Genomic DNA, 26,541 nt, shown 5'->3' with positions numbered 1-26,541 from the left:
TGTCCGGTGACCGGCTCACCTTGCGGGTCATCGGCCGGGACAGCCTCGGTGATCACATCACCGCCACCGTCGTCATCTCCCGTCCCGACCAGGAGGCCTCTGCATGACCGCGTCAGGGCCCGGTTTGTCCGGGCGCGCCGCCATCGCCGGCATCGGCGCCACCGACTTCTCCAAGGACTCCGGCCGCAGTGAGCTGCGCCTGGCCGCCGAGGCAGTGACCGCCGCATTGGCCGATGCCGGTCTCACACCCGCCGATGTGGACGGGCTGACCACGTTCACCATGGACACCAACACCCAGGCGGCCGTGGCCCGGGCGGTGGGCATCCCGCAGCTGAAGTTCTTCAGCCATATCGGTTACGGCGGTGGCGCCGCCTGCGCCACCGTCCAGCAGGCGGCGATGGCCGTGGCGACCGGGATCGCCGATGTGGTGGTCGCCTACCGGGCGTTCAACGAGCGTTCCGGGGCCCGGTTCGGGCAGTTCTCCCCGGCGCTGGCCGCCGCGCCGACCTCGTCGGGGATCGACGCCGGCTGGGCTTATCCACAGGGGCTGGGGACACCGGCCGCGCAGGTGGCGATGGTCGCGCGCCGCTATATGCACGTCTCCGGGGCGACCAGCGCCGATTTCGGTGCCGTCGCGGTCGCGGATCGTAAACATGCCGCGGTCAACCCGGCCGCCTTCTTCCACGGCAAGCCGATCACCCTGGCCGACCACCAGAATTCGCGCTGGATCGCCGAGCCGCTGCGGCTGCTGGACTGCTGCCAGGAATCCGACGGTGGTGTCGCCCTGGTGATCACCAGCGCCGAACGCGCCCGCGATCTGCCGAACCGGCCCGCCGTCATCGGCGCCGCCGCCCAGGGGTCCGGTCCGGATCAGTACGTGATGACCAGCTACTACCGCGACGGTCTCACCGGCCTGCCGGAAATGGGCTTGGTGGGCGATCAGCTCTGGGCGCAGAGCGGGCTGCGTGCCGCGGATATGCAGGCCGCGATCCTCTACGACCACTTCACTCCGTTCGTGCTGATGCAGCTCGAGGAACTGGGCTTCTGTGCCCGGGGTGAGGCCAAGGACTTCATCGCCGACGGCGCCCTGGAAGTAGGTGGCCGCCTCCCGATCAACACGCACGGCGGCCAGCTCGGCGAGGCCTATATCCACGGCATGAACGGCATCGCCGAAGCCGTCCGCCAGATCCGCGGCACCTCGGTGAACCAGGTCGCCGACCTGGACCGCATCCTGGTGACCGCCGGCACCGGCGTACCCACTTCCGGGTTGGTGCTCACCGGGTAGGGCCGGGGCCGCACCCGGTCACGCCACTGTCACCGTGTGCGGCCCGACCGTCACGGTGACGTCCGCCCGGCCGCCCAGCGCCCGCGCGTACCCGCGCAGGGTGTCCAGCTCCATGGCTGCCAGGTCGCCGTTCTCGATCTGGGAGATACGTGCTTGTGAAACGCCGAGAGCGGCCGCAACTTCGGCCTGGGTCTTGCCGAGAGACTTACGCAGGTCCTTCAGGTGGTGCCCTGCGGTATAGGCGTTGAGTTCGGCTCGGGCCCGCTCCTGAACCGCGGGTTCGGCCGGCTCGGGATGTCGCCGATGGGCTTCGTTCTCCACCTCACGCCAGTTACGTGCGGTCATCGGTTCAACTCCTGGTCCTGCTCGGCAGAACTCGGTGAGCGGGCGGGCGAGTTGCCGGCGGCTCTCGGGCGTTCCGGTGGGGAGGTCGGAACGGATGCCGGTGAGGCGGTCGAAGACCAGGCCTTCCAGCAGGGCCAGCAGGTCGGCGGCCCGGTCGGGGGGACTGTCGGCGCCGAGTGCGGTGCAGAGGTCGATCGCACGTTCGTAGGAGAACAGGCTGGTGGCCAGGCGGTCCTGCTGGTCCGCGTCGGCTGCCGTTTCGGCGATCAGGGCGTGCCGGGCGAGTAGTTGGTTGCGGCGGGTCGCCAGTAGCCGGTCCAGCCAGGTCGCCAGCGCGTCGGCGACCTCCTCCGGGGTCGCGGTGCCCGGGTCGGCGAATTCGGCCGCCAGGAAGTCGGTGCGGGAGCGGTCGGTGATGCTGTCGATCACTGCGGAGAGCAGATCACGCCTCGTGCGGAAGTAGTACGAGGCCGAACCGGTCGGGAGATCCAGCGCGGAATCCAGGGCGCGGTGCGTCAGGGCTCGCATACCGCGGGCGGCGATCAGCTCGACGGCTGCCGTCACCAGCAGGGTGCGGCGATCGGTTGTGGACATCGTCACCCTTCCGGTGCGTGGGCGGGTACTCTACAACTGTAGAGCATGAACTCGGTGGTGATCGAACTCGACCCGGCCCAGCGGCGCGCCGCAGCCGTGCTGGCGACCCGCCTGGACCGGCGCTCCCGGCTGCGCCGTCGGCAGCGCGGTGTCTACCTGGTCGGGCGGCCCGGGCGGGGCAAGACCATGCTGGCGGACCGGTTCTTCGCGGCCGTCGGCGGCGACCGTAAGCGCCGGTTCCACTTCCATACGTTCTTCACCGCACTGCACGACGCCACCCATGCCCTCGGGTCGGTGGATCGTGCGGTGGACCTGCTGCTCGGCGATGCCCGGCTGGTGCTGTTCGACGAGTTCCACGTAGACGACATCGGCGACGCCATGCTCATCACCCGGCTGCTGAACACCCTGTTCGCCCGACACATCCTGCTCGTCGTCACCGCCAACTGCCCGCCCCGGCAACTGCTGCCGAACCCGCTGTTCCACGACCGCTTCGTCCCGGCGATCGAGCAGATCCTCGCCCACCTGGACGTCGTCGAACTGGACGGCCCGCTCGACTACCGGACCCGGCAGTCCGGCCCCGCCACGGGTTTCGCTGCGGGCCGCTATGTGGTGCTGCCGGCCGGCTGTGCTCGGCGGCCGGCGGATAACGAGCCACCGGGTGTCACAGCGACCGATGGCGCCGGTGGACGGTCCGGTGCGGGCGGCGGGGTGCCGGTGCCGCTCGGGGGCCGGGTGTTGCAGGCGCGGTGGGTCGACGGGGAGCGGATCGGGTTCGATTTCGCTGCGCTCTGCGGTACCGCGACCGGGTTCAGCGACTATGTGCGGCTCGCTCGTGCCTACCGGTCCTGGACGTTGTACGGCGTGCCGTTGCTGCGCGAGGCCGGACCGGATCGGGCGATGCGGTTGGTGCATCTGATCGATGTGCTCTACGACGCCGATCTGCCGTGCGAGGTGTGGGCGGCCGCTTCGCTGCCGGAGCTGGTCGCGGGTCGGTCCGGGAACGGAGACCTGGCGGGCGGGGTGGCGGCTCGGACGGTCAGCCGATTGGCTCAGTTGCCGGTGGTGTCGTCGGTGCAGGTGAGCGGGAGCATGATCGGCGGGCACGCGGGATAATGGAACATACTCCGGAGTAGCAAAGTATCGCGATTTCTCCCCGAGCCGACCGCTCGGCATGTAACGATGTGGCTGCTCGAGCAAGCTCAGGGGTTTGGTGGTACGCATTGGTACGGGCAATGGCGCCGATTGTGCGAATCAGCGTGGCCATCGCACTGCTGATGGTCGCTGTCGTCGCGCTGCGCGGCTACCTGCCCGGCGCACCGGAACCGGCCGGTCCGGCGACACCGTCGCCGCTGGTCGTCGCGCTCATGCCGGTGCTGCTCTTCGTCTCCATCGTGATCCTGCTGGCCGGGGTGATCGCCAGCCGGCACCGTTTGCCGCTGGCGATGCCGCAGGTCCGCGACGAACCCGCCGAGCCGCTGCGGCTGCCCCGGCTCGCCCTGCTGGTACCGGTGGCGCTGGCGCTGCTCGCATTGATGGTGGCCGCCGGCATCACCGCGATGTTCTTTCTGCCCGGAGCCCGAGTGGAACAGCCCGCGCCGGGAACGAGCAGCGGCGAGGGGGAGGTACCGCAGGCGCCGGCGACCTCGGGTCCCGAACCCGACCCGACCGGTCCGACCGAGGTCGTCGGAACCACACTGGTGGTGGCGGCGGTCGGGGCCGCCCTGCTGATCGCCGTGGCGGTGGCCGGCCTGGTGGTGGTCGCCCTGGCCGCCCGGCGCGGTCCGGCTGCCGAGGTGCCGCTGCCGGCAGAGACATCCGCCGCGCAGGTCGACTCGCTGACCCGGGCAGCGGAGATGGGTCTCGCGGCCATGAACGCGCCGGGGCAGGACCCCCGAACCGCGATCATCGCCTGCTACGTGGCCATGGAGCGCGGGCTGTCCAGCGACCGGGAAGCCGCGCCGCTGGCCTCGGACACCCCGATGGAGGTCCTGGCCCGGGCGTTCGAAGCCGGGGCACTGCACGACGCCTCCGCGCGCGAGCTGGTGGCGATGTTCGAGGAGGCGCGCTTCAGCCCGCATTCGATGCTGGAGTGGCAGCGGATGCGGGCCGAGCAGTTGCTCCGGGTGGTGCTCGCCGATCTGCAACGAAGGGTGACGGCCGGATGAATCGGACAGGCATCGCGGTGGCCGCGATCGTCGCTGTCGTATTGGTCGAACTGGTGTTCTTGCGGCAGGCGCGCGGCGCCGTCCTGCTGGTGGCCGCGGTGCCGGTGGCGTTGGCGCTGGCGCAATTGGCCTGGTCGCTGCGGGATCGGGTGTCCGGGCCGGAAGCCGATCTCGAGCATATCGACAACGGTCCCGCGGAGATGCTGCGGCAATGGCACGCTCGTGCCAAAATGCTTGCCGAGCGCGCCGACGGCTCCCGGGCCGACTGGGACCGGCACCTGCGGCCGCTGCTGGCGAAGGAGTTCGAACTTTCCACCGGTATGCGGATCGCCAAGAACCGCAGAGCCACCGAGGCCGCCGGCGAGCTGCAGTTCGGGCCCGAACTGTGGCGCTGGGTGGATCCGGCCAATTCGGCGTTGCGGGACCAGACCAGCCGGGCACCGGGAAGGGCCGCGCTGGACGAGATCCTGCGTCGGCTACAGCGAATCTGAGATGGGGTAAATGACCGATGACCACGCCGCTGAACGTGACCGTCCAGCGCAGCGATGCCATCCTGCGCGAACTGGGCCGGGTCGTCGTCGGCAAGCGGGATGAGTTGCAGTTGATCATGATCGCCGTGCTATCCGGCGGCCATGTGCTGATCGAGGACCTGCCCGGTCTGGGTAAGACCCTGATCGCCCGCTCCTTCGCCGCCGCGCTCGGGCTCGACTTCACCCGGGTCCAGTTCACGCCCGATCTGCTCCCCGCCGATCTGCTGGGTTCCACCGTCTACGACATGTCCTCGGGGCGGTTCAACTTCCGGCGCGGCCCGGTATTCACCAACGTGCTGCTGGCCGACGAGGTCAACCGGACGCCACCCAAGACCCAGGCGGCCCTGCTCGAAGCGATGGCCGAAGGTCAGGTGAGTATCGACGGCGAGACCTTCCTGCTGCCGCAGCCGTTCATCGTGCTGGCCACCGACAACCCGATCGAATACGAAGGCACCTATCCGCTGCCGGAAGCCCAGTTGGACCGGTTCGCGATCCAGCTGCGCCTGGGCTACCTGTCCGAACAGGACGAGACGCAGATGATCCGGCGCCGGCTGGAACGCGGCGCCACCGTGCCACAGGTCGGCCAGATCGTCGATGCACACGGCCTGATGGAGATGCGGCAGTCGGTCGAATACGTGACCGTGCATCCCGATGTCGTCAACTATGTCGTCGCAATCGCCTCGGCCACCCGTAACCATCCGCAGGTCGAGGTCGGCGCCAGCCCCCGGGCCGAACTGGATCTGGTGCAGATGTCCCGGGCGCGGGCCCTGCTGCTGGGCCGTGACTATGTGATCCCGGAGGACGTCAAGGCGCTCGCGGTACCCGCCATGGCCCATCGCATCACACTGCGGCCCGAGATGTGGGTGCGCCGCATCCGCGGCGAGGACGTCATCAGTGAACTGCTGCGCCGGCTGCCGGTGCCCCGTGCCGCCGTGACATGAAACATCGCGACGAATCCGCGACCGTCGAGGTCGAGCTGCAGTGGCGACCGGCGCCGCTGGTCTACATCCTGGCCGGCTGTGCCGCCGTGGCACTGGTGCTGGCTATGGCGCTCGGCAGCTGGCAGCTGGTGGTGTTCGCGGCCCCGATGCTGGGTGTGCTCGCCACGGTCCCCTGGCAGCAGACCCCGACCCGGATCCAGGTCGACGGGGCGGGCACGGTGCGCTGTTTCGAAACCGAAGAGGTACCGGTCACGGTCGCGGCTTTCGTCGAATCCGGTCACGCACTGCTGCGGATCACCCCGCAACCGCTGACCGGGCTGGCCATCGACGTCGAGGAGGCGACCGACTCCGGATCGGCGCCGGCCGGGCTGCGGCTGGCCCTGTCGGCGAAGCGGTGGGGTCGCTACCCGGTGCGGGTCCGGGTGTCGGCGCTGAGCCCGGCCGGTCTTGCGACGGCGACCGCAGACCTGCCTGCCGGGCAGCTGTTCGTCTACCCGATCACCGATCCGCAGCGGATGCGGATGCCGCGCACCGAACTGCCCGACCGGATCGGCACCCACCTCACCCGCAAACACGGCCCCGGTGTGGAATACGCCGATATCCGCGCCTATGCGCCCGGCGATCAATTGCGGATCGTGAATTGGCAGGTCAGTGCCCGGCGCGGGCGGCTGTATGTCACCGAGCGGTTCACCAACCGGGCCGCCGATGTGGTGGTGCTGGTGGACACCTCCCAGCAGGCGCCCGGCCCGGCGACCGATTCGCTGGAGCTCTCGGTGCGCGGCGCGGCCCAGGTGGTGCAGTCCACCTTGCAGGCCGGTGATCGGACGGCGGTGGTGTGCCTGGGCGATTCGCCACGGTGGCTACGTCCCGATATCGGCCGCCGCCAGTTCTACCGCATCGTCGACACCGTGCTCGACGTCGGCGACGAGCACATCCCCACCACCGGCACCCTGGCGCCGCACGCCGCGGTGCCCCTGGGCGCCATCATCATCGCCTTCTCCACGCTGCTGGACACCCAGTTCGCCCTCGCCATGATCGACCTGCGCAAACGTGGGCACGTGGTGGTCGTGGTCGATGTGCTGCGTGGCACCCCGTTCGCCGACGGGCTCGATCCGACCCTTGCCAAGATGTGGCAGCTGGAACGCGCATCGATGTACCGGGACATGGGTACTGTCGGCGTCGACATCGTCGCCTGGCCCGAGGACGCCCGGCTCGACCAGGTGATGCGCCTGCTGCCCGAACACCGACGAACAGTGCGGGTGCGCCGATGACCAGATTTCTCGCCGTCCTGGCCGCGACCTTGCTGTTCGCCGCGGTCGGCCTGATGAATCCGTGGGCCGCGCTACCGGTGGCAGCATTCCTGATCGCCAGCTGGTGGTGGCGTTGGTCGGCGGTGGCGGCGGTGCTGGTCGCGACGGCGGTGCTGGCGTTCACCGATACCGGTCTGGTGGCGGCGGCCGCCACCGGCCTGGTCGCCACCGCCTACCTGCTCACCGCGGCCACGGTTTCGGCACCCGAAGGTGTCGTGCCCACGACGATCCCGTCGGTCGGCGGCGCCGTCCTGTTCACCCTCGCCGCCGGTGGCGCCGCCCTGGTCCCGGCCGAACTGGCCTGGGCCCCACTGCTCGCCCCGGTCGTGGTGATCGCGCTGTACGCCCTGCTCATCCAGGGGTCGAGCCAGCAGGCACCACAGGACGAACCGGACACGGCGCACTCGGTGTCCTGACCGTGCGAAACACGATGCGGTAGCCCGGCTCCTGTGCTCGGTCAGGCGACGGTGAGTTCCACGTCGTTCAGGACCGGCTTGCCTTCCCGGTCGGGGACCGTGACCGCGGCGCGGAATCCGGTGTCGGTGCGCCAGACGCGGGTGCGCAGGGACTCACCCGGGTAGAGGACGCCCGCGAAGCGGGCCCGGAAGCCGGTGACCCGGGTGGCGTCGCTGTCCAGCAGGGCGTCGGTGATGGCTTTGCAGACCACGCCGTAGGTGCACAGCCCGTGCAGGATAGGGGCGGGGAAACCGGCCCGCTGGGCGAACTCCGGGTCGGAATGCAACGGGTTGCGGTCACCGCAGAGGCGGTACAGCAGCGCCTGCTGGGGCAGGGTGGCGGTAACCAGGTCCGCGTCCGGTTCCCGGTCCGGGAGTTCGGTGCGGGTGCTCGGCCCGCGCTCCCCGCCGAAACCGCCCTCGTCCCGGGCGAAGATCGACGAGCGGGCGGTCCACAGCGGGGTGCCGTCGGAACCGGTCACCGTCTGCTCCTGGACGATCACCGCGGCACTGCCCTTGTCCCAGAGTTCGGTGATCCGGCCGGTGCTGCTCGCCTTGCCGGACGCCGGGATCGGGCGGTGCACCTGGACCTCCTGATGTCCGTGCACCACCTTGGCCAGGTCGATATCGATGCCCGGGAACTGCACCTTGGGCGGCTCGGTGTCGCGCAACGTCGGGGCGACGGTGGCGAAAGTGGGCAGCACCTGCGGGGCGCTGTCGTCGAGATAGCGCAGTTCGGCCGGGTCGGTGCTGCGGGCGCCGGCGCCGAGGCCCAGGTGGTAGAGCTGGACGTCGGGGGCCGACCAGGAGAACTCGCGGCCGGGCAGTTCGGCGCCGAGAGCGCGCTGCGGGTCGATGGGCATCGGTTCGTTCCTCGGTTCGGGGCTGCGCTGTTCGCACAGAATCGTCATCGAAATCGTGTCGGCGACACTTTCCGGGTCGATTCTGTGCGAACAGCGCAATCGAATGGGTGGTATCGGGTCGCTGGGTGGGAGGCCGGCTCAGTCGGCGGTCTTGCGGGCGACCATGTCGCGGGCGGCGAGGTAGCCGAAGGTGAGCGCGGGGCCGATGGTGGCGCCGGGGCCGGCGTAGGTGTGCCCCATCACCGGCGAGCTGGAGTTGCCGCAGGCGTAGAGGCCGTCGATCACCGAATCGTCTTCGCGCAGCACCCGGCCCGCGGTGTCGGTGCGCAGGCCGCCCTTGGTGCCGAGGTCGCCCGGGACGATCTTGGCGGCATGGAACGGGCCGTCGGCCAGCGCCCCCAGGCAGGGGTTCGGCTTGTTGGTCGGGTCACCGTAGTAGCGGTCGTAGGCGCTTTCGCCGCGCTGGAAGTCCTCGTCGCGGCCGGTCTCGGCGAAACCGTTGAACCGGGTGACCGTCGCCTGCAGCTCGTCCGCCGGAACTTCCATCTTCTCGGCCAGTTCGGGCAGCGTGTCGGCGGAGACGATGACGCCCTTCTCCAGCCAGCGCTTCGGGAACCGCTGGCCCGGCTGCAGACCGGCGAAGATGTACCGGTTGCGGTAGCGCTGATCGAAGACCAGCCAGGCCGGAACATGCTCGCCCGGACCGTCGCCGCGGCCGTACTCACCGCCGTACATGGTGTGCACCGCCTCGACGTACGGCGCCGACTCGTTGCCGAACCGCTTACCGCGTTCGTCGACGATCAGGCTGCCCGGCAGATTCCGCTCGGCCAGGCAGAACCAGGCGCCGCCGGTCAGCGGGATGGACGGGCCCCACCAGGCATCGTCCATGAATTCGAGTACGCCGCCGACCGCATGCCCGGCCCGGATTCCGTCGCCGGTGTTGTCCGCTGCGCCGGTGGTCCATTCCGTCGAGATCGGCTCGCGCTGGTATTTGCGGCGCATCTCCTCGTTGTGCTCGAAGCCGCCGCTGGCCAGCACCACACCGTGCCGGGCGTGCACCCGCACCTGTTCGCCCTCGTGCTCCACCACGACGCCGGTCACCCGGCCGTCCTCGGTGATCAGCTCCAGCATCGGGGTGTTGCGCAGCAGCGGGATGTCCGCACGCTGAAGCGCCAGCCGCAGTGCCGCGACCAGTGCCTGACCGCGACCCACCAGCCGCTGGCCGAGCAGTTTCGCCTTCGTGGTGCGGGCGCCGACCCGCATGACCCGCACGAAGCCGCGCAGGGTGCGGCGGTGCAGGTTCAGCCATTTGAAGTCGGCCTGGGTGACCACGACGTTCAGTGGTGCCTTGGCCACGTCCGGCTGCATATGCGCCGCCTCGGCGCCGAGCGCTTTGGTGTCGAACGGCTTGGGCTCGACCGAGCGTCCGAGGGCGCGGCCGCCGGGGGCCTCGGGGTAGTAGTCGGAATAGCCGGGAACCCATTGCATCCGTAGCGGAGTGTTGGCGAGCAGGAAGTCGAAGGCTTCGGGGCCGCGATCCAGATAGGTGTCGATGCGCTCCGGTTCGACGGTGTCGCCGATGATGTCGTGCAGGTAGGTGCGGGCCGATTCCAGGTCGTCGTTTCCGGCTTTGCGCAGGTCGGCATTGGTCGCACGCAGGGCCGAGTTGGCCGGGATCCAGACGCCGCCGCCGGAGCGGGCCGTCGAACCGCCGTAGTACTGCGACTTCTCCACGATCACCACGCGCAGGCCGTGGTGTGCGGCGGTGAGGGCGGCGCTCATACCGCCGGCTCCGCTGCCGACCACCACCACGTCGTATTCCCGATCAATCATGTAGAACACGTTATAGAAGTGCGGCGCTTTGGTCCATATGATCTGGAATCGAGCCGGTGTTCGTAACGGAAACCTGTTACAGTTTTGCCATGAGTCCCCCGCCGGGGGAGCGCCCGAGCCGGCCTGTGGCCGGGTGCTGCTCCGGCCCTGGAGAAGGAGGTCCCACGTGCTGTCCGATTCGGTGCGTACCGAGCTCGCGGCGGAACTGGCCCGCGCCGAGCAGGACCGCGAAGCCATCGCGCCGCTCGTCGACCGGTACCCGGACATCGACGTGGTGGACGCCTACGAGATCCAGCTACGCAATATCGGGCTACGCCTGCGCGACGGCGGCCGGGTCGTCGGTCACAAGGTGGGGCTGTCGTCGAAGGCGATGCAGGAGATGATGGGTGTCGACGAGCCCGATTACGGGCATTTGCTGGCGGATATGGAGGTCCGGGAGGACGTTCCGGTCGATACGTCGCGGTATCTGTTGCCTCGGGTGGAGGTGGAGGTGGGTTTCGTGTTGGGTGCGGATTTGCCGGGTGCCGGATGTACCGAGGCCGATGTGCTGGCGGCGACGGTGGCGTATGCGCCGGCGATCGAGTTGATCGATTCGCGGATCGAGGATTGGCGGATCGGGTTGTGCGACACGATTGCCGATAATGCGTCGTCGGCGGGGTTCGTGTTGGGGGCGGGGCGGGTGGCGCCGGGGGATGTGGATGTCACGGGTATCGATGCGGTGTTGACTCGTAATGGTGCGGTGATCGCGGAGGGGCGTAGTGATGCGGTGTTGGGGGATCCGTTGATTGCGGTGGCGTGGTTGGCGCGCAAGGTGGCGGGTTTCGGGGTTCGGTTGAAGGCCGGTGACATCGTGCTGCCGGGTTCGTGTACTCGGGCGATCGATGCGCGTCCGGGTGATGACTTCTGTGCCGAGTTCACCGGGCTCGGGTCCGTCCGTTTGCAATTCACGTAGGGGGCAGTGATGTCCGATCGTGCCGGCCGGCGGGCTCGGTTGAAGTTGAATTTCTAGTTCGTTGAGGAGGCCTGTCGTGTCGACTGGGACCGTCACTGCCGCGATCGTGGGGTCGGGCAATATCAGTTCGGATCTGCTGTACAAGCTGCTGCGGTCGAATTCGATCGAACCGCGCTGGATGGTCGGGATCGACCCGGCCAGCGAAGGGTTGAAGCGGGCCGCGGGGCTCGGGCTGGAGACCTCCGCCGAAGGTGTGGAGTGGCTGTTGGGTCAGTCGGAGAAGCCGGATCTGGTGTTCGAGGCGACTTCGGCCTATGTGCACCGGGATGCGGCGCCCAAGTACGAGGAACTGGGGATCCGGGCGGTGGACTTGACCCCGGCAGCGGTGGGGCCCGCGGTGGTGCCGCCGGTGAATCTGGGCGCGAACCTGGATGCTCCGAACGTCAACATGATCACCTGTGGTGGGCAGGCCACCATTCCGATGGTGGCGGCGGTGTCGCGGGTGGTGCCGGTGTCGTATGCCGAGATCGTGGCGTCGGTGGCGTCGGTGTCGGCGGGGCCGGGGACGCGGGCGAATATCGATGAGTTCACCAAGACGACGAGTCGGGGTGTGGAGACGATCGGTGGGGCGGATCGGGGTAAGGCGATCATCATTCTGAATCCTGCGGAGCCGCCGATGATTATGCGGGACACGATTTTCTGTGCGATTCCCGAGGATGCGGATCGGGACGCGATCGTCGATTCGGTGCATCGGATGGTGGCCGATATTCAGCAGTATGTGCCGGGGTATCGGTTGTTGAACGAGCCGCAGTTCGATGATCCGTCGGTGGTGTCCGGTGGTCTGGCGAAGGTGTCGATCTTCGTCGAGGTCGAAGGTGCGGGTGACTTCCTGCCGCCGTATGCGGGCAACCTCGACATCATGACCGCCGCTGCAACCCGGGTCGGGGAGACCCTGGCCGGTCAGATCCTCGCCGCCCGCGTATAGGGCTCCGGCCCGAGGACGCCCCTCATACCTCTTGCCGATCAGGAGTTTTCGATCATGAGTTATTCAGCCGATCTGGACATTCGCGTCACCGATACCTGTCTGCGGGACGGGTCGCATCATAAGCGTCATCAGTTCACCGGGGCCGAGGTGCGTGACATCGTGTCTGCGCTCGATGGGGCCGGGGTGCCGGTCATCGAGGTCACCCATGGTGATGGTTTGGGTGGGTCGTCGTTCAATTACGGGTTTTCCAGGACTCCGGAGCAGGAACTGGTCGCCATTGCCGCGGAGACGGCGAAGAACGCGAAGATCGCGGTGTTGATGTTGCCCGGTGTCGGGGTGAAGGAAGACATCGTGGTGTCCCGGGACAATGGTGCGTCGATCTGCCGGATCGCGACGCATTGCACCGAGGCCGATGTGTCGATTCAGCATTTCGGTCTGGCTCGGGAGCTGGGGTTGGAGACGGTCGGGTTCTTGATGATGTCGCATACTCAGCCGCCGGAGGTGCTGGCGAAGCAGGCCCGGATCATGGCGGATGCGGGGTGTCAGTGTGTGTATATCGTGGATTCGGCGGGTGCGTTGGTGCTCGAGCAGGTGTCGGATCGGGTGGCGGCGGTGGTCGCCGAGCTCGGTGAGGACGCGCAGGTCGGGTTCCACGGTCACGAGAATTTGGATCTGGCGGTGGCGAATTCGGTGTATGCGATCCGGGCGGGTGCGACCCAGATCGATGGTTCGGCTCGTCGTTTCGGTGCCGGTGCGGGGAACACTCCGGTCGAGGCGCTGGTCGGGGTGTGTGACAAGCTCGGGGTCAGGACCGGTATCGATTTCTTCGCGATCGCTGATGCCGCCGAGGACGTGGTCCGCCCCGCGATGCCGCAGGAGTGCCTGCTGGACCGCCAGTCGATGATGATGGGTTATGCGGGCGTGTATTCGAGTTTCCTCAAACACGCCGAACGCCAGGCGGCTCGCTACAACGTTTCCGCCGCGGAGATGCTGGTCGAGGCAGGCCGCCGCAACCTGGTCGGCGGTCAAGAAGACCAACTCATCGACATCGCCCTCCACCTCCAGAAGCGGTGACGGAGTTGTGGTGGCGGCATCGGCCGAGTAGCCACCGCCACCACAACTCTCTGAGCACCGCGGCGGAACCCACGACCGGAGCCACGCGGTGGGCGGAGAGGGCTGACGGTCGTAGCTGGGCGGAGTTCCGCGACCGGACTGGACGCCGGGTCGGGGTGCTGTCGGGGTGCTTAGGCGACGTCACACTTGCATCCAGTGCGCGGCCCGGAAGCACGTACCTCACCGAGCAGGCTGGATCCTCCCGAGGTTCATTCGGGGTGGTCGGTAGCGGTTGCGTCAGCCGAAACCGCCGGACCGTTCGGATCCAGTGCGTCGAGGATCCGCTCGAGCTGTGCCGCTCTCGCGGCATCGGTGCGCGCTTTCAACAGTGGCAGGTATGTGCGGTAGCGCTCGGTTGGGGTCAGGGATTCGTAGGCGATACGTGCTGCCGGGCGGTCGGTGAAGGCGGCAGCGAGATCGGTGGGGGTGGTGGCGGTGCGTTGGCGTTCGTAGGCGCGTACCCAGCGGCCGTCGGCGATTGCGGCTTCGATGGCGGCGAAGCCGGCCGGTTGCATGCGGCCGTCGGCGATGAGGGTCTCGGCCTTACCTACATTGACCTGCGACCAGGGGCTGGTGGGTCGGCGGGGTGAGTAGCGCTGCAGATAGTAGTGCTCGTCCAGGCGGCGGCGGTGGCTGTCGATCCAGCCGTAGCACAAGGCGCCGTCCAGAGCTTCGGTGATGGTGACGGATGGTTCCGGCGCGTCCTTCTTGGCTATCCGCAGCCAGATCTCGTCCGCGGATCCATGGTGGTCGGCCAGCCATGTCGTCCACTTGGTCGCGGTAGCGCATACGAGGTAGTCGATGGACTCGTTTCGGCTCATACCCCGATCATGACGGCTGAAGTGCTCACCAACTGAGCACTTTCTGTCGGGAACCTTGCCCCGGAACGCCGGGCGCGGCTCACACACTCGGGTCCGGCCCGAGCGGGATATTCGCGGAATCCGTTCCGACCGATCAGCTCTTGGGGTCGTCGGACGGCTTGTCGTCGATGGCGGGCAGCGGCGTGGCGAGGAGTTCGTCGAGTGGAGCGGGTCCGGTGTAGCGGCGGCATTTACAGCGGTCGTCGCTCCAATTCACCGCGTGGCAGCGTTTGGTGCGCGGATCGTGCATCGAAAGGTCGTGGCCGCACCCGCAGGTGCTCGCGGCGACCGCCGGTGCAGTCTTGCGCCTGGTGAGTCGTCCGGCCGCCCAGCCGATCCCGACAAGGGCACCGCCCACCGCCAGGCTGATCGGATCAAACATTCCTCCACGATAGATCGGCTACAGCCAGGTGTCCTCGGTGGTGGTGGTGAGGAAGTGCTCGAGGTCGGCGCGCCACTGGGCGGGGGTGGTCTTGTCCGGTTCGATCGCGGTGTACTGGCCGCGGTAGAACAGCAGCGGGCGGCCGTCCGGGCCGGTCTCCGACAGGGACTGCACTCGGCCGACGACGATGTGGTGATCGCCGCCGTCGAGGACTCGGTCGACGGTGCAGTCGATGGTGGCGAGGGCGCCGTCCAGGGCGGGGGAGCCGAGTGGGGACGGGTGCCAGTCGACTCCGGCGAACTTGTCGGGTTCGCGGGAACCGAAACGGGCGCAGGTCGACTGCTGCTCCTCGGCGAGCACATTGGCGCAGAAGCGGCCGGTGCGCTCGATGGCGGCCCAGGACCGCGACCCCTTGGTGGGGCAGAACAGAACCAGCGGCGGATCCAGGGAGAGCGCGGCGAACGATTGGCAGGCGAACCCGATGGGTCCGTCGTCGCCGGCGGTGGTGATCACGGTGATGCCGGTACAGAACTGCCCGAGCACGGTCCGGAACTGCCGCGGATCGATCTCAGCAGGGGCCGGTTCGGTCCCGCCCGATTCGCTCGGCTGGGTTGTCGTCACGATCGCTCCGTTCTGTGCTTGCTGTACCTGCCGCGCGGGCCTCGATCCACCGTAAGGGGACGGACGTATCCGGGGCGGCTGTCGGCGGTGTAGTCGCGGAATCCGTAGGCACGGGGTGTTCGGCCGCCGTCGGACCCGGTGGTGTCTGGTCGGCCCGTGTGTCCAAGCTGCCACGCCACCGCGGCCGGCCGTCTTGCCGAGGCCACCTGGCTCGGCAAGACGTGGTTCCGCCGGGCTTCGGCGGCGGGCGGCTCGGGTGGCCGGAACTGTGGCTCGGCCCGGGTGGCGAGTGGATCCGTCGGGTTCCGGCGGCGAGTTGGGGGGCTCGGGTGGTCGGAACCGTGGGTCGGCCCGGGGTGGCGAGTGGATCTGTCGGGTTCTGGCGCCGGACTGGGGATCGGAGGTCGGAACTTACCGATCGGCCCGAAACCGGCCGGCGAACGATGTTGCTCTGGGGCCGGCGGCTGGTGCCTCGCCGCCGGTCGCTGGGGTCCGCCGCCTCGCCGGTTTCGGGTGATGGACCCGCGTGAGCGCCCCGGCGGGCCGTGGTGCTCACGCGGTGTCACTATCCGCCCCTGTTCACTTCATGCCGACGCTGAAGTCGTGGCCCCACAGGCTGACTGCGGTGGATTCCCGGGCGATCCACGAGTGGTCGTCGACTTCCAGCCCTTCGCAGCCGAATTCGATGTCGAATCCGCCCGGTGTCTTCATGTAGAAGGACAGCATCTTGTCGTTGATGTGCCGGCCGAGGGTGGCCGACATCTTGACCTTCTTGCGCATCGCCCGGTCCAGGCAGAGGCCGACGTCGTCGGAGTTCTCCACCTCGACCATCAGGTGCACGATGCCGGTCGGGTTGGGCAGCGGCAGGAACGCCAGGGAGTGATGGCGCGGGTTGCAGCCGTAGAACCGCAGCCAGGCCGGATCGCCGTCGGCGGGCCGCCCGACCATCTGCGGTGGCAGCCGCATGGAGTCCCGCAGCCGGAAGCCGAGCACGTCCTGGTAGAACGCCTGCGCTGCGGCGTCGTCGGTGCAGGTCAGCACGACATGGCCGAGCCCCTGCTCCGCGGTCACGAACTTGTGGCCGTAGGGGCTGACGAAACGGCGCGCGAGGTACTGCGCCCCGTGGAACGCCTCCAGGGTGTTCCCGGAGGGGTCCTCGAAGCGGATCATGTTCTCGACGCGGCGGTCGGCCAGCTCCTGCTTGGTGGCCTCCTTGAACGGCACCCCGGCGGTGGTGAGGGTGTCGCGCAGCTCCTGCAGTGCCGGAGCGTCGGTCACCTCCCAGCCGGAGACCTGCAGCCGGTCGGTATCGCCCGGCACGATCACCAGGCGCGCCGGGAAATCGTCCATCCGCAGGTAGAGGGCGTCCGGGTCCGGTCCCGGTGCCTCCATCATGCCGAGCACCTTGAGCCCGTATTCGCGCCAGGCCGCCATATCGGTGGCCTCGATGCGCATATAACCGAGCGCGCGAATACCCATGGTCACTTCTCCTTCGTGCCGAGCAGGAAATCCGTGGCCAGCCGGTTGAATTCGGCGAATTTCTCCAGCTGGGCCCAGTGCCCGCAGCCGCCGAACACGTGCAGCTGCGCGCGCGGGATCTGCTTCAACGCGACCAGCGCGCCGTCCAGCGGGTTGACCCGGTCCTCCCGGCCCCAGATCAACAGCACCGGCTGGCGCAGCCGGTAGGCGTCGCGCCAGAGCATGCCCTTCTCGAAATCCGCACTCGCGAACGACTTACCCATCGCCTTCATGGCGGCCAGCGATTCCGGCGTGTTCGCGGCCGCGAAACGGTCATCGATCAGCTCGTCGGTGACCAGCGACTGGTCGAACACCATGATCCGCAGGAAGGCTTCGATGTTCTCCCGGGTCGGTTCGTAGGTGAACTTCGACAGCAGCCGGACGCCTTCGGTCGGGTCCGGTGCGAACAGGTTGGTGCTCAGTCCGCCCGGCCCCATCAGGACCAGCTTGCCCGCCCGGTCCGGGTAGTCGAGCGCGAATCGCACCGCGGTGCCGCCACCGAGCGAGTTGCCCAGCAGGTGCACTCGATCGGTGATGTCGAGGGCGTCGAGCAGATCCTTCAATGCCGAGGCGCTGTGCACGAAGTACTGCGGATGCTCGGTCGGCTTGTCGGACTGTCCGTAGCCGGGCTGGTCGATCGCGATGACGTGGAAGTCCTGCGCCAGCACGGGGATGTTGCGGGCGAAGTTCGACCACGACGATGCACCGGGCCCGCCGCCGTGCAGCAGCACGATGGTGGGGCCGTTTCCGGCGCCCGCCTCGTGGTAGTGCAGTTTCAGATCCGGCCGGACCTGCGCGAACCGCGAGGTCGATTCGTAGGTGATCGCCACGGTGGTGGTCATCGGGCTACACCATCCCGTCGGTGACCGGCAGCCCGAACTCGTGCGTGCCGTACATCTGATAGGCGCGTTCCGGGTCGTTGGCGGCGTGCACCCGGCCGGCGTGCGCATCCCGCCAGAAGCGCTGCAGCGGGGTGCCGTTGGCGAGCGCGGTGGCGCCCGAGGCCTCGAACAGCTTGTCGATGGAGGCGATGGCGCGGCCGGTGGCCCGCACCTGGTCGCGGCGGGCCCGCACCCGCAGGTCGAACGGCACTTCCTCGCCGGCGACCAGCAGGGCGTACTCGTCGGCGACATTGCCGGACAGCTGCCGCCAGGCGGCGTCGATATCGCTGGACGCCTCGGCGATGCGCACCTTGGTGGACGGATCGTCCTTGGCGTTCTCGCCGGCGTAGGCGGCCCGGACCCGCTTGCCCTGATGCTCGACGTGCGCGGCGTAGGCGCCGTAGGCCATGCCGACGATCGGGGTCGAGATGGTGGTGGGATGAATGGTGCCCCACGGCATCTTGTACACCGGGTCGGGGTTCTGCGCCAGGCCCGGCGCGGTGCCCTCGCTCATCGCCCGGAAGCTGAGGAACCGGTGCCGCGGGACGAAGACGTCTTCGACGACGACGGTGTTCGAGCCGGTGCCACGCAGGCCGACCACGTTCCACACGTCATCGATGCGGTAGTCGCTACGCGGAATCAGGAAGCTGCCGAAATCGACCGGTTTGCCGTCCTTGATCACCGGGCCGCCGACGACTACCCAGTCGGCGTGGTCGCAGCCGGAGGACCAGGCCCAGGAGCCGTTGACCTGGTAGCCGTCGTCCACGGCGAGGCCCGCACCCATCGGGGCGTAGGAGGACGAGATGCGGACATCGGTGTCCTCACCCCAGACGTCTTCCTGCGCCTGCTGGTCGTACAGCGCGAGGTGCCAGTTGTGCACCCCGATGATGCCGGATACCCAGCCGGTGGAGCCGCAGGCGCTCGCGATGGTGCGCACGGTGTCGTAGAAGACCACCGGGTCGGCGGCGTACCCGCCCCACTGCTTGGGCTGGAGCAGCCGGAAGAAGCCTGCCTCCTGCAGCGCCTTGATCGAGGCGTCCGGGATTCGGCGGAGGTCCTCGGCTTCCTGGGCGCGCTCGCGCAATGTCGGCAGCAGCGCCTCGACCCGTTCGGTTACTTGCTGCGTCATCAGAGGTCTGCTCCTAGCTGTCGTGTCGACAATCCGGTTCCTCGGGGCTGAATCAGAACAGAACCGAATCAGTATCGTGGTCTGAGATTAGAACAGGTTCTTGTTTCTGTCGAGGTGTGGTTGCACTGGTGATTGTGCCGAACCGGCGGAACCGGACGCGTCGTGCGACTAGCGTGAAGCGGCCACGTTTTGTAACGTGTTCTAGTACGGAAGGGAGGCATCGGGATGACAGCATCGCAGGGCGGCCCGAAAAACAGAGTCCGGGAACTCGACGTCGGGACCCCGCCCACCCGGTATGCCCGTGGCTGGCACTGTGTGGGTCTGACGTCGACATTTCGCGACGGCGCACCACACTCGGTGGAGATCTTCGGCACCAAGGTGGTCATCTGGGCCGACAGCGCGGGTGAGCTGCACGCTCTCGACGCCTACTGCAGGCATATGGGTGGCGACCTGAGCATGGGCACCGTCAAGGGCGACGACATCGCCTGCCCGTTCCACGACTGGCGGTGGCGCGGCTCCGACGGCAAGTGTGCGGCGATCCCGTACGCGCGGCGGGTACCCCCGCTGGCCCGGACCCGCACCTGGCGCACCCTGGAACGCAACGGCCAGTTGTTCCTCTGGCACGACCACGAGGGCAACCCGCCGGCGCCGGAGGTCACCATCCCGCATATCGAGGGGCCGTACACGGATGCCGACGGTAATCCGGTCGAGACCCACGATTCCGGCTGGACCGACTGGACCTGGAACTCGATGCTGATCGAGGGCGCCAACTGCCGCGAGATCATCGACAACGTGGTCGATATGGCGCACTTCTTCTACATCCACTACGCGTTCCCCACCTACTTCAAGAACGTCTTCGAAGGTCATGTGGCGACGCAGTTCCTGGAGACGAAGGGGCGCCCGGACATCGGCATGGCCGCCAAGTACGGCGGTGAGACGCTGCTGAAATCGGAGGCGTCCTACTTCGGCCCGTCCTACATGATCAACCCGCTGGTCAACATCTACGGCGGCTACCAGATCAAGGTGGTGCTGATCAACTGCCACTACCCGGTCACCCAGGATTCGTTCGTGCTGCAGTGGGGCCTCACCGTCGAGAAGCCGAAGGGCATCGACGACGAGACGGCCGTGAAGCTGGCCAACAGCATGACCGAGTTCTTCGGCGACGGGTTCCTGCAGGACGTGGAGATCTGGAAGCACAAGTCCAAGGTCGACAATCCGCTCCTGTGTGAGGAGGACGGCCCGGTCTACCAGCTGCGCCGCTGGTACGACCAGTTCTATGTGGACGCCGCCGACGTCACCGACAAGATGACGCAGCGTTTCGAGTTCGAGGTCGACACCGACAAGGCGAACGAGGCGTGGGAGGCCGAGGTGGCCGAGAACCTGCGGCAGAAGCGGGAAGCCGAAGCGGCCGAGGCCGAGGCGGTCTGAGATGACTACGCCTGCGCCCGGTGGCTCGGACAAGGTGGCCGGCCCCTCGAACGGTCGGACGCAGCCGACCGGGTCCGGTCCGGTGGATACCGGCGCCCGGGCGCAGGCGTTCCGGGCCCGGCACTGGGCGAAGGCGCCGGATTTCGCCGATCAACCGGCTCGCCGGGCGGCGGTGCAGGCCCAGACCGTCGCGGACCGGCGGCGTTATCTCGACGAGGGTATGACGCCGGTGCAGTGCGGCACCTGCCACGGCGAGGTCCTGGCGCGCAAGTCCAGCTCGCGCCAGACCTCGCTGCAATGGACGGCACCGCCCGAGGAGCACTGCCCGGTTTTCGCCCGGCTGCGCGCCGAGGGCGCCCGCCCCGGCCGTCCGGAGTCGTGCCCGCACCTGGAGCAGTCCCTGGCCGAAGCCGTCGACCGGGGCACGCTGCCGGTCCCGGAGTAGTTCATTGCATCGAACGGTGCGGTCTTGCATCGCCGGTGGTGCAAGACCGCGCATTTCGATGCACTGTCCCGGTGGGAACTCAGCCGAACGGGGTCCGGGGTCGAGGTTGCCGTTCGCCGTCGAGGAAGGTGTCGACCTTCTCGTTGTAGAAGCAGGCCATGCCGATGATCTTCTGGCTCTCCGGTAGGGGCGCGCGGTAGATCCAGACCAGGTCTTGGTGTACCTCGTTGCCGAGGCGGACATGCCAGTAGTCGGCGGTGCCCTTGTACGGGCAGAAGGTGTGCGTATCCGACGGGGTCAGCAGGTCCATCCGGACGTCGGTGAGCGGTAGGTAGTAGCGGGCCGGCAGCCCGGTTTCGAACAGGATGTACGGGCTGTGCGATTCGGCGAGGGCCACCCCGTCGAGTTCGATCCGCACCCGGCGCGAGCTGCGCAGGATGTCGACCCGCGTGTACGGATCACGCGGGTGCACGTAGATCGGTTCGTCCTCCTCGAACCATTCGTCCATCGCCGCGAAATCCAGCCGGACGGCATCGGTGAGCTCCGGCAGCGGAGAATCGAGGAACCGCATCGCGGCGCCGTCGGCCCGGACGCCGTCGACTGTCACGTCGTATCCGGTGCCCTCGCCGCGGCTCGGCGAATGCTCGGTGATCCCGTTGGGTTCCAGATCCGCCCGCATATCGGCCAGTGGGATGTAGTAGGTGGGGTAGTACGGGATCTCCCAGACCAACAGCGGCCGTAAGGTGTCCGCTACCAGCCGGCCGTTCCGGTAGGCCCGTACCCGCTTCGATCCGGATTCCACCCGTACCCGTCCCCGGTGCTCGGTCATGGGTTCGACGGTACGCCCGATTCCGCCCGTCCGGTGCTCGACAGCGGTGGCATCCCGGCTGAGGGGCCGCGGCCACCGCGTCGGCCGAGGGCGCCGGGCCGGGCGTCGCCGTCACCGCCGTCGAGCCGGTGGCCGACGATGGTTGCACCTTCTCCTCGGTCGGTGGATCGTGCACCGATCCGGGACCGGTGGGCAGGCGTGAATGCAGGCTCCACTCGGACAGACCGCATCGGCGGCCGACCGCTGTGGAGGCATCCGAGGCCGGGGCTTCAGCAGGCGGATCCGACTGCCGCTACGGGCCAGGGCGCGACCGGCCTGCGGCGACCTGCCGGTCAGTCGTCGGCGGCGGTGAGGATGCGCGCCTCCTCGACGCTGTGCGGGGCGGGGTGGTGGTCGTCGATATGGGCGAGGGCCTTGCGGCCGACGGCGAGGACCAGAACCGAGGCGGCGGTGCAGGCGGCGCCGATCCAGAACGGCAGGCCGATGCTGTGTTCGCCGACCTTGCCGGCCAGCCAGGGGGCGATCGCACCGCCGCCGAATCGTACGAAACTGTAGGCGGCCGAGGCGGTGGAGCGCTCCACCGGAGCGGAGACCATCACGGCCTCGGTGATCAGGGTGTTGTTGATACCCAGGAACACGCCGGCGAGCACGGTGCAGGCGATCAGCACGGCCTTGTGTTCGGGGAACATGCCCATGACAGCCAGGTCGGCCGCGAACAGGCCCAGGGCCAGCATCATCATCGGCAGCGTGCCGAACCGGGCCTGCAGTTTCGGCGCGCCGAACACCGAGGCGATCGCCAATGCGATACCCCAGCCGCAGAAGATGAAGCCGATCGCATAGGTGCCCATGTCCAGCGGGAACGGGGTGTAGGCGAGCAGGGTGAAGAAACCGAAGTTGTACAGCAGTGCGGTGATGCTGACGACCAGCAGACCACGATGCCGTAACGCCCGGAACGGTTCGACGATCGAGGTGGCCCGGGCCGGTTTCGGGGTCTCCGGCAACAGCACCACGATGGCGACCATGGCGACGGCCATCAGCACCGACACCCCGAAGAACGGTCCCCGCCAGCTGATTCCGCCGAGCAGTCCACCGACCAGCGGCCCGGTGGCGATACCGATGCCCAGGGCGGCCTCGTAGAGGATGATCGCCCGGGCGACGCCGCCGGTGGACGCACCGACGATGGTGGCCAGCGCGGTGGCGATGAACAGCGCATTGCCCAGGCCCCAGCCCGCGCGGAACCCGACGATCTGGCCGATGGTGTCCGACATGCCCGCCAGGGCGGCGAACACCACGATGATGGCGAGGCCGCTGAGCAGGGTCTTCTTGGCGCCGAAGCGGCTGGAGATCACGCCGGTGGCCAGCATGGCGACACCGGTGACCAGCATGTAGCTGGTGAACAGCAGCGAGACCTGCGAGGGTGTCGCGTTCAGTTGCTCACCGATCGGTTTGAGGATCGGATCCACCAGGCCGATGCCCATGAAGGCGATGACGCTGGCGAAGGCGACCGCCCAGACGGCCTTCGGCTGTTTCAGGATGCTGTCCTCGGTGCCCTCCGGGGTATCGGCGGCCCGGGTCGGCTGCGTGGTGGTCAAGTCCCCTCCTCGGTTCGGATAGGTGGTGGATCGCTCGGTGGGTACGGCTCAGGTCCGGGGTTGCAGGGCGCGCAGGGCGGCGAGCAGGTCGGCCATATCGGCGTTCATCCGGGCCAGTCGCTCTCGGTCGAAAAGCGGCGGTTCGGCGCCCGTCGGATCGGTGGGCCGATCGGCTGCGGGAAGCTCGGGGGACAGGGCGCCGGGCCGGTCCAGTACCGGAGCGACAGCTTCGGCGAAGGAACGCCGTGCCTGCTGCAATCGTTCCCGCCCAGCGTCGGTCAGTGTGATGGCCGCGGCGCGGGAATCGGTCGGGTCGACGTCGCGGTGTGCGTAGCCCGCCGCAACCAGCTTGCCGATCAGCGTCGTTGCTGCCGGCTGGGAACTGCGGTCGATTCGGGCGAACTCGCTGATCCGTACCGCGCCGTACTCGTCGAGGATCGCCAGCGCCCGCAGTGCGGCGCGGGGCGTGTCGTCGTCGCTGAGGCGGGCCGCGAGCCTGGTGAGCCGACCGGCGGTGACCAGAAGATCGACGACGCTGTCGGCTGTGGTGATCGCTTCGGTCGGCACCCGAATATTATTACATAAGCTAACTATGTATTGGGGATGGCATCGATCACCGAGCCCCTGCTCCGGCGCGTCGACCGGGCCGGAGGACACGCACCGCTGTGCTGGGAACCGGGAGCGCCGCCCGTGCCCCGGCGCACCGCACTGCGGCTCGAGGCGTTCCGCTCTCGGTCGGGCCTGAGCTACGGCCGTGCCTGCCGGCACCAGTGGCCGAACTGGCCCGCGCCCAGGGCGCTGACCTGTTCGTGTACCGATGACGAGGCGGGGAGGCGGTGCGGCTCCCGCGCACCCGGGCAGGTGCCGAGCGGTGCCTGCCGCCGCTCCTACGCGGCGTCGGCGTTGTGTGGGCGGCGGGCGTGACCGAACAGTTCGGCCGTGGCGTGCGCGCGCTTGAAGTACAGGTGCGCGTCGTGTTCCCAGGTGATGGCGATCCCGCCGTGCAACTGGATGGTCTCGGCGGTGATGACCGAGAACGCTTCCGAGCAGTGCGTGCGGGCCACCCAGACGTCTTCGGCGGCGGTGGCCGGATCCCGGGTGAGGGCGTCGATCGCCGCGACGACGGCCGATTCGGCGGATTCGCGCAGCACGTACATATCGGCCATCCGATGCTTGAGCGCCTGGAAACTGCCGATCGGGCGGCCGAACTGCACCCGGGACCGGGTGTATTCGACCGTCATGTCCAGGCAGTGCCGGGCCGCCCCGACCTGCTCGGCGGCCAGCGCCGTCCAGGCGATATCGCGCAGCCGGGCGACGAGGACCGCCGGGTCGGCGGCGCCGAGGCGGCGCCCGGGCACCGAGTCGAATGCCACCGTGGCCAGCCGCCGGGTCGGATCCATGGCCGGAGCCGGTGTCACGGTCACCCCGGAGGCGTCCCCGGCGACCTCGTACAGCCCGGCCGCGGTGACGACCAGCAGGGTCGCGGCCTCGGTACCGTGCAGCACATAGTGGGCGGTGCCCGACAGGGCGCCGTCGGTCGCGGTCACACCGGGCTCGTCCCAGCCGGTCGTCCCGGCCCAGCACACCGCGACGGTCCGCGCCCCTTCGGCGATCTCGGGGAGCAGTCGCTGTGCGGCCTCGTCGTCCCCACTGAGCAGGATCGCCTGCGCCCCGAGTACCGCCGAACCCAGCATCGGCACACCCGCCAGGGTGGCGCCCAGCTCCTGGACCACCAGCAGCGATTCGGCGAGCCCGGCCCCGAACCCGCCGTACTCCTCGGGAATCGCCAGCGCCGCAACCCCGACCTGCTCACACAGCAGCCGCCAGAGCTGCGGGTCGTAGCCGAGCTCGCTGTCCATCGCGGCCCGCAGCTCGGCCGGCCCGGCGTGTTTGCTCAGCACCGCCTGTACCGAGGCGCGGAATTCATCGAGTTCAGAAGTGGTCACGGAAGTGTCCTTCGCTGGTCGGAACGAGCGTTGCCGCGCGGGCGGCGGCCGAGTCGGCCGGTCCTCCCGGGGCGAATGCCGCCGTGGGTCGAGCTGCTGCGCGCGGCCGAGCGGTCGCCCACCGGTTGGGCCGGCCGACGGGTACCCGACCGGGTTCTCGGCGGCAGCACCGGGTAGGCCGACCGGTGCCGACTGAGATTTCCGGCGGCAACATCGATGCGGTGCCGGTACCGACCGAGCTTCCCGCGCGCAGCACCGGGCGGACACCGGTCGGCTGTGCGCGATCGGCAGCCGAATTCGCCCGGGGCCGATCCCGCAGAGTCCGCTCGGGACTGTGCCGGTGGGGCACTCCGGCCCGGTTGTCCGGGCCGCATCCGGCCAACGGTGCCCGGCGGGCGCGGGCTGCGGTGATCATGCCGAGATCCCGGCGCGCAGTTCGGCGCCGATGCGGGCGCGATGCTGCTCCGGGGTACCCCAGGCGGCGCGCAGGGCCGGAATCCGGGTCAGCCAGAGGGACAGGTCGTGTTCGGCGGTGTAGCCGATGGCGCCGTGCAGCTGCAGGCCGGTGCGGGCGGCGCGGTGGGCCGCATCGGCGCAGGCAACCAGGGCCGCCGAGGTGTCCCGGGCCCGGGTATCGGTGTCGATGGTCAGGGCGGCGCGGTAGAGCAGCGGTTCGGCCAGGTCCAGGGCGATCAGGACGTCCGCCAGCTGCTGTTTCACCGCCTGGAATTCGCCGATCACCCGGCCGAACTGCGAGCGCTGCTTGGTATAGGCGACGGTCTGCTCCAACACGGCCCGGCCGGCGCCGAGCAGCTGTGCGGCGCAGGCCAGCACTCCGAAGTCGTAGGCGCGGTCGGCCGCCGTGGCCACCGCGGGCCCGGCGGCCAGCTCCTCCTGCGCCACCACCGGGAACAGGCGGCGAGCCGGATCGATGGACCGGATCGCCGGGCCCTGCTGGGCCAGCGAAAGCCGGGTGGCGTCGCCCGCGGTGTCGATGCGCAGGACCAGGTCGGTGCTGTCGGCATCGGCGGCCACGGCCCGGTCGCCGCGGGCCACGGCACCGTCACGGTCGGCCACGGCACCGCCGCGCCCGGCCACAGCACCGTCGCGGTCGGCTGCGGCGCCGCCGCCGTCGGCGAAGGCGACCGTCCCGAGCAGTGCCCCGCCTGCCAGCGCGGGCAGCCAGCGGGCTGCCAGTTCGTCGTCACCGATGCCCTGGAGCAGGATCGGGAGCACCGCGGCGGATTCGATCACCGGCCCGGGCACCCCGGCCCGGCCCAGCTCGACCAGTGCGACCACCAGGTCGACCGGGGTAGCCCCGGCGCCGTCGAACCGCTCGTCGACCACCAGCCCGAACACCCCGGTCTCGGCGAGCTGGGTCAGCAGCGCGCGACCGGCGCGGAAATCGCCGTCCGCCCACGCCCGAATCGCGGCCGGTGGCTGCGCGGCGTCGCACATCTTGCGCAGCTCGGTCGCGAAATCGAGCTGCTCGGTACTGAGCGCGAACCTCATCGCTCATCTCCTCGGTAGGTGGCGGGC

General features: G+C 68.8%; 26 protein-coding genes. 12 read left to right on the top strand and 14 right to left on the bottom strand.

Going from position 1 to position 26,541, the window contains the following annotated elements; all coding sequences use genetic code 11:
• Positions 1 to 103 precede the first annotated feature (103 nt).
• The gene (locus tag AC1HFH_RS25170) at positions 104 to 1,285 is read left to right on the top strand and encodes a lipid-transfer protein (protein ID WP_480245259.1); all 1,182 of its coding nucleotides are present in this window, start codon (positions 104 to 106) and stop codon (positions 1,283 to 1,285) included.
• 18 nt (positions 1,286 to 1,303) lie between these two features.
• Here the strand turns inward: AC1HFH_RS25170 and AC1HFH_RS25165 are convergent, their stop codons facing one another.
• Positions 1,304 to 2,224 carry a helix-turn-helix domain-containing protein gene (locus AC1HFH_RS25165; protein WP_480245258.1) on the bottom strand — a complete coding sequence of 307 codons (921 nt, stop codon included), beginning with the start codon at positions 2,222 to 2,224 and terminating at the stop codon, positions 1,304 to 1,306.
• A 45-nt stretch (positions 2,225 to 2,269) separates the two neighbouring features.
• Between AC1HFH_RS25165 and zapE the strand changes: the two genes are divergently transcribed.
• The 6 genes from zapE to AC1HFH_RS25135 all read left to right on the top strand — a co-directional run bounded on the left by zapE (position 2,270) and on the right by AC1HFH_RS25135 (position 7,586).
• Positions 2,270 to 3,337, top strand: coding sequence for a cell division protein ZapE (gene zapE, locus AC1HFH_RS25160; RefSeq protein ID WP_480245257.1), 1,068 nt, complete (start codon positions 2,270 to 2,272; stop codon positions 3,335 to 3,337).
• A gap of 119 nt (positions 3,338 to 3,456) precedes the next feature.
• Positions 3,457 to 4,389 carry a DUF4129 domain-containing protein gene (locus AC1HFH_RS25155; protein ID WP_480245256.1) on the top strand — a complete coding sequence of 311 codons (933 nt, stop codon included), beginning with the start codon at positions 3,457 to 3,459 and terminating at the stop codon, positions 4,387 to 4,389.
• Positions 4,386 to 4,880, top strand: coding sequence for a hypothetical protein (locus AC1HFH_RS25150; protein ID WP_480245255.1), 495 nt, complete (start codon positions 4,386 to 4,388; stop codon positions 4,878 to 4,880). The genes AC1HFH_RS25155 and AC1HFH_RS25150 overlap by 4 nt, the downstream gene beginning before the upstream one ends.
• Before the next feature lie 17 nt (positions 4,881 to 4,897).
• Positions 4,898 to 5,860: an AAA family ATPase gene (locus AC1HFH_RS25145; RefSeq protein WP_480245254.1), complete on the top strand. Its 963-nt coding sequence runs from the start codon at positions 4,898 to 4,900 to the stop codon at positions 5,858 to 5,860.
• Entirely contained in the window at positions 5,857 to 7,131 is a 1,275-nt protein-coding gene (locus AC1HFH_RS25140) for a DUF58 domain-containing protein (protein WP_480245253.1), read from the top strand. The genes AC1HFH_RS25145 and AC1HFH_RS25140 overlap by 4 nt, the downstream gene beginning before the upstream one ends.
• On the top strand, positions 7,128 to 7,586 hold the full coding sequence (locus AC1HFH_RS25135) for a hypothetical protein (protein ID WP_480245252.1): 459 nt from the start codon (positions 7,128 to 7,130) through the stop codon (positions 7,584 to 7,586). The genes AC1HFH_RS25140 and AC1HFH_RS25135 overlap by 4 nt, the downstream gene beginning before the upstream one ends.
• A gap of 41 nt (positions 7,587 to 7,627) precedes the next feature.
• Here AC1HFH_RS25135 and AC1HFH_RS25130 read toward each other — a convergent pair whose 3' ends face one another.
• Both AC1HFH_RS25130 and kstD read right to left on the bottom strand, forming a co-directional pair.
• On the bottom strand, positions 7,628 to 8,488 hold the full coding sequence (locus AC1HFH_RS25130) for a MaoC/PaaZ C-terminal domain-containing protein (RefSeq protein ID WP_480245251.1): 861 nt from the start codon (positions 8,486 to 8,488) through the stop codon (positions 7,628 to 7,630).
• A gap of 138 nt (positions 8,489 to 8,626) precedes the next feature.
• A complete protein-coding gene (gene kstD / locus AC1HFH_RS25125; RefSeq protein ID WP_480245250.1) occupies positions 8,627 to 10,321 on the bottom strand; it encodes a 3-oxosteroid 1-dehydrogenase in 1,695 nt (564 codons plus the stop codon).
• A gap of 166 nt (positions 10,322 to 10,487) precedes the next feature.
• Here kstD and AC1HFH_RS25120 point away from each other — a divergent pair, with 166 nt between their 5' ends.
• The 3 genes from AC1HFH_RS25120 (at position 10,488) to dmpG (ending at position 13,332) form a co-directional block, all read left to right on the top strand.
• Positions 10,488 to 11,273, top strand: a complete 786-nt coding sequence (locus AC1HFH_RS25120; RefSeq protein ID WP_480245249.1) for a 2-keto-4-pentenoate hydratase — start codon at positions 10,488 to 10,490, stop codon at positions 11,271 to 11,273.
• A gap of 76 nt (positions 11,274 to 11,349) precedes the next feature.
• Positions 11,350 to 12,258, top strand: coding sequence for an acetaldehyde dehydrogenase (acetylating) (locus AC1HFH_RS25115; RefSeq protein ID WP_480245248.1), 909 nt, complete (start codon positions 11,350 to 11,352; stop codon positions 12,256 to 12,258).
• A 54-nt stretch (positions 12,259 to 12,312) separates the two neighbouring features.
• Positions 12,313 to 13,332 (top strand): 4-hydroxy-2-oxovalerate aldolase, encoded by a 1,020-nt coding sequence (dmpG, locus tag AC1HFH_RS25110; RefSeq protein WP_480245247.1) that lies wholly within the window; start codon positions 12,313 to 12,315, stop codon positions 13,330 to 13,332.
• 248 nt (positions 13,333 to 13,580) lie between these two features.
• Here dmpG and AC1HFH_RS25105 read toward each other — a convergent pair whose 3' ends face one another.
• From AC1HFH_RS25105 to hsaA, 6 genes are all read right to left on the bottom strand, one after another.
• Positions 13,581 to 14,192 (bottom strand): YdeI/OmpD-associated family protein, encoded by a 612-nt coding sequence (locus tag AC1HFH_RS25105; protein WP_480245246.1) that lies wholly within the window; start codon positions 14,190 to 14,192, stop codon positions 13,581 to 13,583.
• Positions 14,193 to 14,325: 133 nt separating this feature from the next.
• The gene (locus AC1HFH_RS25100) at positions 14,326 to 14,613 is read right to left on the bottom strand and encodes a hypothetical protein (protein WP_480245245.1); all 288 of its coding nucleotides are present in this window, start codon (positions 14,611 to 14,613) and stop codon (positions 14,326 to 14,328) included.
• An 18-nt stretch (positions 14,614 to 14,631) separates the two neighbouring features.
• Positions 14,632 to 15,234, bottom strand: coding sequence for a 3-hydroxy-9,10-secoandrosta-1,3,5(10)-triene-9,17-dione monooxygenase reductase subunit (hsaB, locus tag AC1HFH_RS25095; RefSeq protein WP_480245244.1), 603 nt, complete (start codon positions 15,232 to 15,234; stop codon positions 14,632 to 14,634).
• Between the two features lie 579 nt (positions 15,235 to 15,813).
• Positions 15,814 to 16,713: an iron-dependent extradiol dioxygenase HsaC gene (gene hsaC, locus AC1HFH_RS25090; protein ID WP_480245243.1), complete on the bottom strand. Its 900-nt coding sequence runs from the start codon at positions 16,711 to 16,713 to the stop codon at positions 15,814 to 15,816.
• Between the two features lie 2 nt (positions 16,714 to 16,715).
• On the bottom strand, positions 16,716 to 17,594 hold the full coding sequence (gene hsaD, locus AC1HFH_RS25085) for a 4,5:9,10-diseco-3-hydroxy-5,9,17-trioxoandrosta-1(10),2-diene-4-oate hydrolase (protein WP_480245242.1): 879 nt from the start codon (positions 17,592 to 17,594) through the stop codon (positions 16,716 to 16,718).
• A 4-nt stretch (positions 17,595 to 17,598) separates the two neighbouring features.
• Positions 17,599 to 18,762 (bottom strand): 3-hydroxy-9,10-secoandrosta-1,3,5(10)-triene-9,17-dione monooxygenase oxygenase subunit, encoded by a 1,164-nt coding sequence (hsaA, locus tag AC1HFH_RS25080; protein WP_480245241.1) that lies wholly within the window; start codon positions 18,760 to 18,762, stop codon positions 17,599 to 17,601.
• Between the two features lie 225 nt (positions 18,763 to 18,987).
• Here hsaA and AC1HFH_RS25075 point away from each other — a divergent pair, with 225 nt between their 5' ends.
• Positions 18,988 to 20,190, top strand: a complete 1,203-nt coding sequence (locus AC1HFH_RS25075; RefSeq protein ID WP_480245240.1) for a 3-ketosteroid-9-alpha-monooxygenase, oxygenase component — start codon at positions 18,988 to 18,990, stop codon at positions 20,188 to 20,190.
• Between the two features lies 1 nt (position 20,191).
• Positions 20,192 to 20,635 (top strand): hypothetical protein, encoded by a 444-nt coding sequence (locus AC1HFH_RS25070; RefSeq protein ID WP_480245239.1) that lies wholly within the window; start codon positions 20,192 to 20,194, stop codon positions 20,633 to 20,635.
• A gap of 79 nt (positions 20,636 to 20,714) precedes the next feature.
• Here the strand turns inward: AC1HFH_RS25070 and AC1HFH_RS25065 are convergent, their stop codons facing one another.
• The 5 genes from AC1HFH_RS25065 to AC1HFH_RS25045 all read right to left on the bottom strand — a co-directional run bounded on the left by AC1HFH_RS25065 (position 20,715) and on the right by AC1HFH_RS25045 (position 26,514).
• Positions 20,715 to 21,464: a DUF427 domain-containing protein gene (locus AC1HFH_RS25065; RefSeq protein WP_480245238.1), complete on the bottom strand. Its 750-nt coding sequence runs from the start codon at positions 21,462 to 21,464 to the stop codon at positions 20,715 to 20,717.
• Between the two features lie 332 nt (positions 21,465 to 21,796).
• The gene (locus AC1HFH_RS25060) at positions 21,797 to 23,056 is read right to left on the bottom strand and encodes an MFS transporter (protein WP_480245237.1); all 1,260 of its coding nucleotides are present in this window, start codon (positions 23,054 to 23,056) and stop codon (positions 21,797 to 21,799) included.
• A 48-nt stretch (positions 23,057 to 23,104) separates the two neighbouring features.
• Complete coding sequence (locus AC1HFH_RS25055) at positions 23,105 to 23,623, bottom strand: MarR family winged helix-turn-helix transcriptional regulator (protein WP_480245236.1); 519 nt, start codon at positions 23,621 to 23,623, stop codon at positions 23,105 to 23,107.
• Between the two features lie 320 nt (positions 23,624 to 23,943).
• Positions 23,944 to 25,002 (bottom strand): acyl-CoA dehydrogenase family protein, encoded by a 1,059-nt coding sequence (locus AC1HFH_RS25050; protein ID WP_480245235.1) that lies wholly within the window; start codon positions 25,000 to 25,002, stop codon positions 23,944 to 23,946.
• A gap of 411 nt (positions 25,003 to 25,413) precedes the next feature.
• On the bottom strand, positions 25,414 to 26,514 hold the full coding sequence (locus AC1HFH_RS25045) for an acyl-CoA dehydrogenase family protein (protein WP_480245234.1): 1,101 nt from the start codon (positions 26,512 to 26,514) through the stop codon (positions 25,414 to 25,416).
• Positions 26,515 to 26,541 lie beyond the last annotated feature (27 nt).

The sequence above is a fragment of the Nocardia sp. KT25-26 genome (assembly GCF_056627695.1).
This window is presented reverse-complemented; position numbering and strand designations above follow the sequence as displayed.

What these genes read in the sequence shown, in the direction of transcription:
- AC1HFH_RS25170 (WP_480245259.1), top strand. Translation starts at nt 104, where the DNA reads ATGACCGCGTCAGGGCCCGGTTTGTCCGGGCGCGCCGCCATCGCCGGC.
- AC1HFH_RS25165 (WP_480245258.1), bottom strand. Translation starts at nt 2,224, where the DNA reads ATGTCCACAACCGATCGCCGCACCCTGCTGGTGACGGCAGCCGTCGAG.
- zapE (WP_480245257.1), top strand. Translation starts at nt 2,270, where the DNA reads ATGAACTCGGTGGTGATCGAACTCGACCCGGCCCAGCGGCGCGCCGCA.
- AC1HFH_RS25155 (WP_480245256.1), top strand. Translation starts at nt 3,457, where the DNA reads ATGGCGCCGATTGTGCGAATCAGCGTGGCCATCGCACTGCTGATGGTC.
- AC1HFH_RS25150 (WP_480245255.1), top strand. Translation starts at nt 4,386, where the DNA reads ATGAATCGGACAGGCATCGCGGTGGCCGCGATCGTCGCTGTCGTATTG.
- AC1HFH_RS25145 (WP_480245254.1), top strand. Translation starts at nt 4,898, where the DNA reads ATGACCACGCCGCTGAACGTGACCGTCCAGCGCAGCGATGCCATCCTG.
- AC1HFH_RS25140 (WP_480245253.1), top strand. Translation starts at nt 5,857, where the DNA reads ATGAAACATCGCGACGAATCCGCGACCGTCGAGGTCGAGCTGCAGTGG.
- AC1HFH_RS25135 (WP_480245252.1), top strand. Translation starts at nt 7,128, where the DNA reads ATGACCAGATTTCTCGCCGTCCTGGCCGCGACCTTGCTGTTCGCCGCG.
- AC1HFH_RS25130 (WP_480245251.1), bottom strand. Translation starts at nt 8,488, where the DNA reads ATGCCCATCGACCCGCAGCGCGCTCTCGGCGCCGAACTGCCCGGCCGC.
- kstD (WP_480245250.1), bottom strand. Translation starts at nt 10,321, where the DNA reads ATGATTGATCGGGAATACGACGTGGTGGTGGTCGGCAGCGGAGCCGGC.
- dmpG (WP_480245247.1), top strand. Translation starts at nt 12,313, where the DNA reads ATGAGTTATTCAGCCGATCTGGACATTCGCGTCACCGATACCTGTCTG.
- AC1HFH_RS25105 (WP_480245246.1), bottom strand. Translation starts at nt 14,192, where the DNA reads ATGAGCCGAAACGAGTCCATCGACTACCTCGTATGCGCTACCGCGACC.
- AC1HFH_RS25100 (WP_480245245.1), bottom strand. Translation starts at nt 14,613, where the DNA reads ATGTTTGATCCGATCAGCCTGGCGGTGGGCGGTGCCCTTGTCGGGATC.
- hsaC (WP_480245243.1), bottom strand. Translation starts at nt 16,713, where the DNA reads ATGGGTATTCGCGCGCTCGGTTATATGCGCATCGAGGCCACCGATATG.
- hsaD (WP_480245242.1), bottom strand. Translation starts at nt 17,594, where the DNA reads ATGACCACCACCGTGGCGATCACCTACGAATCGACCTCGCGGTTCGCG.
- hsaA (WP_480245241.1), bottom strand. Translation starts at nt 18,762, where the DNA reads ATGACGCAGCAAGTAACCGAACGGGTCGAGGCGCTGCTGCCGACATTG.
- AC1HFH_RS25075 (WP_480245240.1), top strand. Translation starts at nt 18,988, where the DNA reads ATGACAGCATCGCAGGGCGGCCCGAAAAACAGAGTCCGGGAACTCGAC.
- AC1HFH_RS25070 (WP_480245239.1), top strand. Translation starts at nt 20,192, where the DNA reads ATGACTACGCCTGCGCCCGGTGGCTCGGACAAGGTGGCCGGCCCCTCG.
- AC1HFH_RS25065 (WP_480245238.1), bottom strand. Translation starts at nt 21,464, where the DNA reads ATGACCGAGCACCGGGGACGGGTACGGGTGGAATCCGGATCGAAGCGG.
- AC1HFH_RS25045 (WP_480245234.1), bottom strand. Translation starts at nt 26,514, where the DNA reads ATGAGGTTCGCGCTCAGTACCGAGCAGCTCGATTTCGCGACCGAGCTG.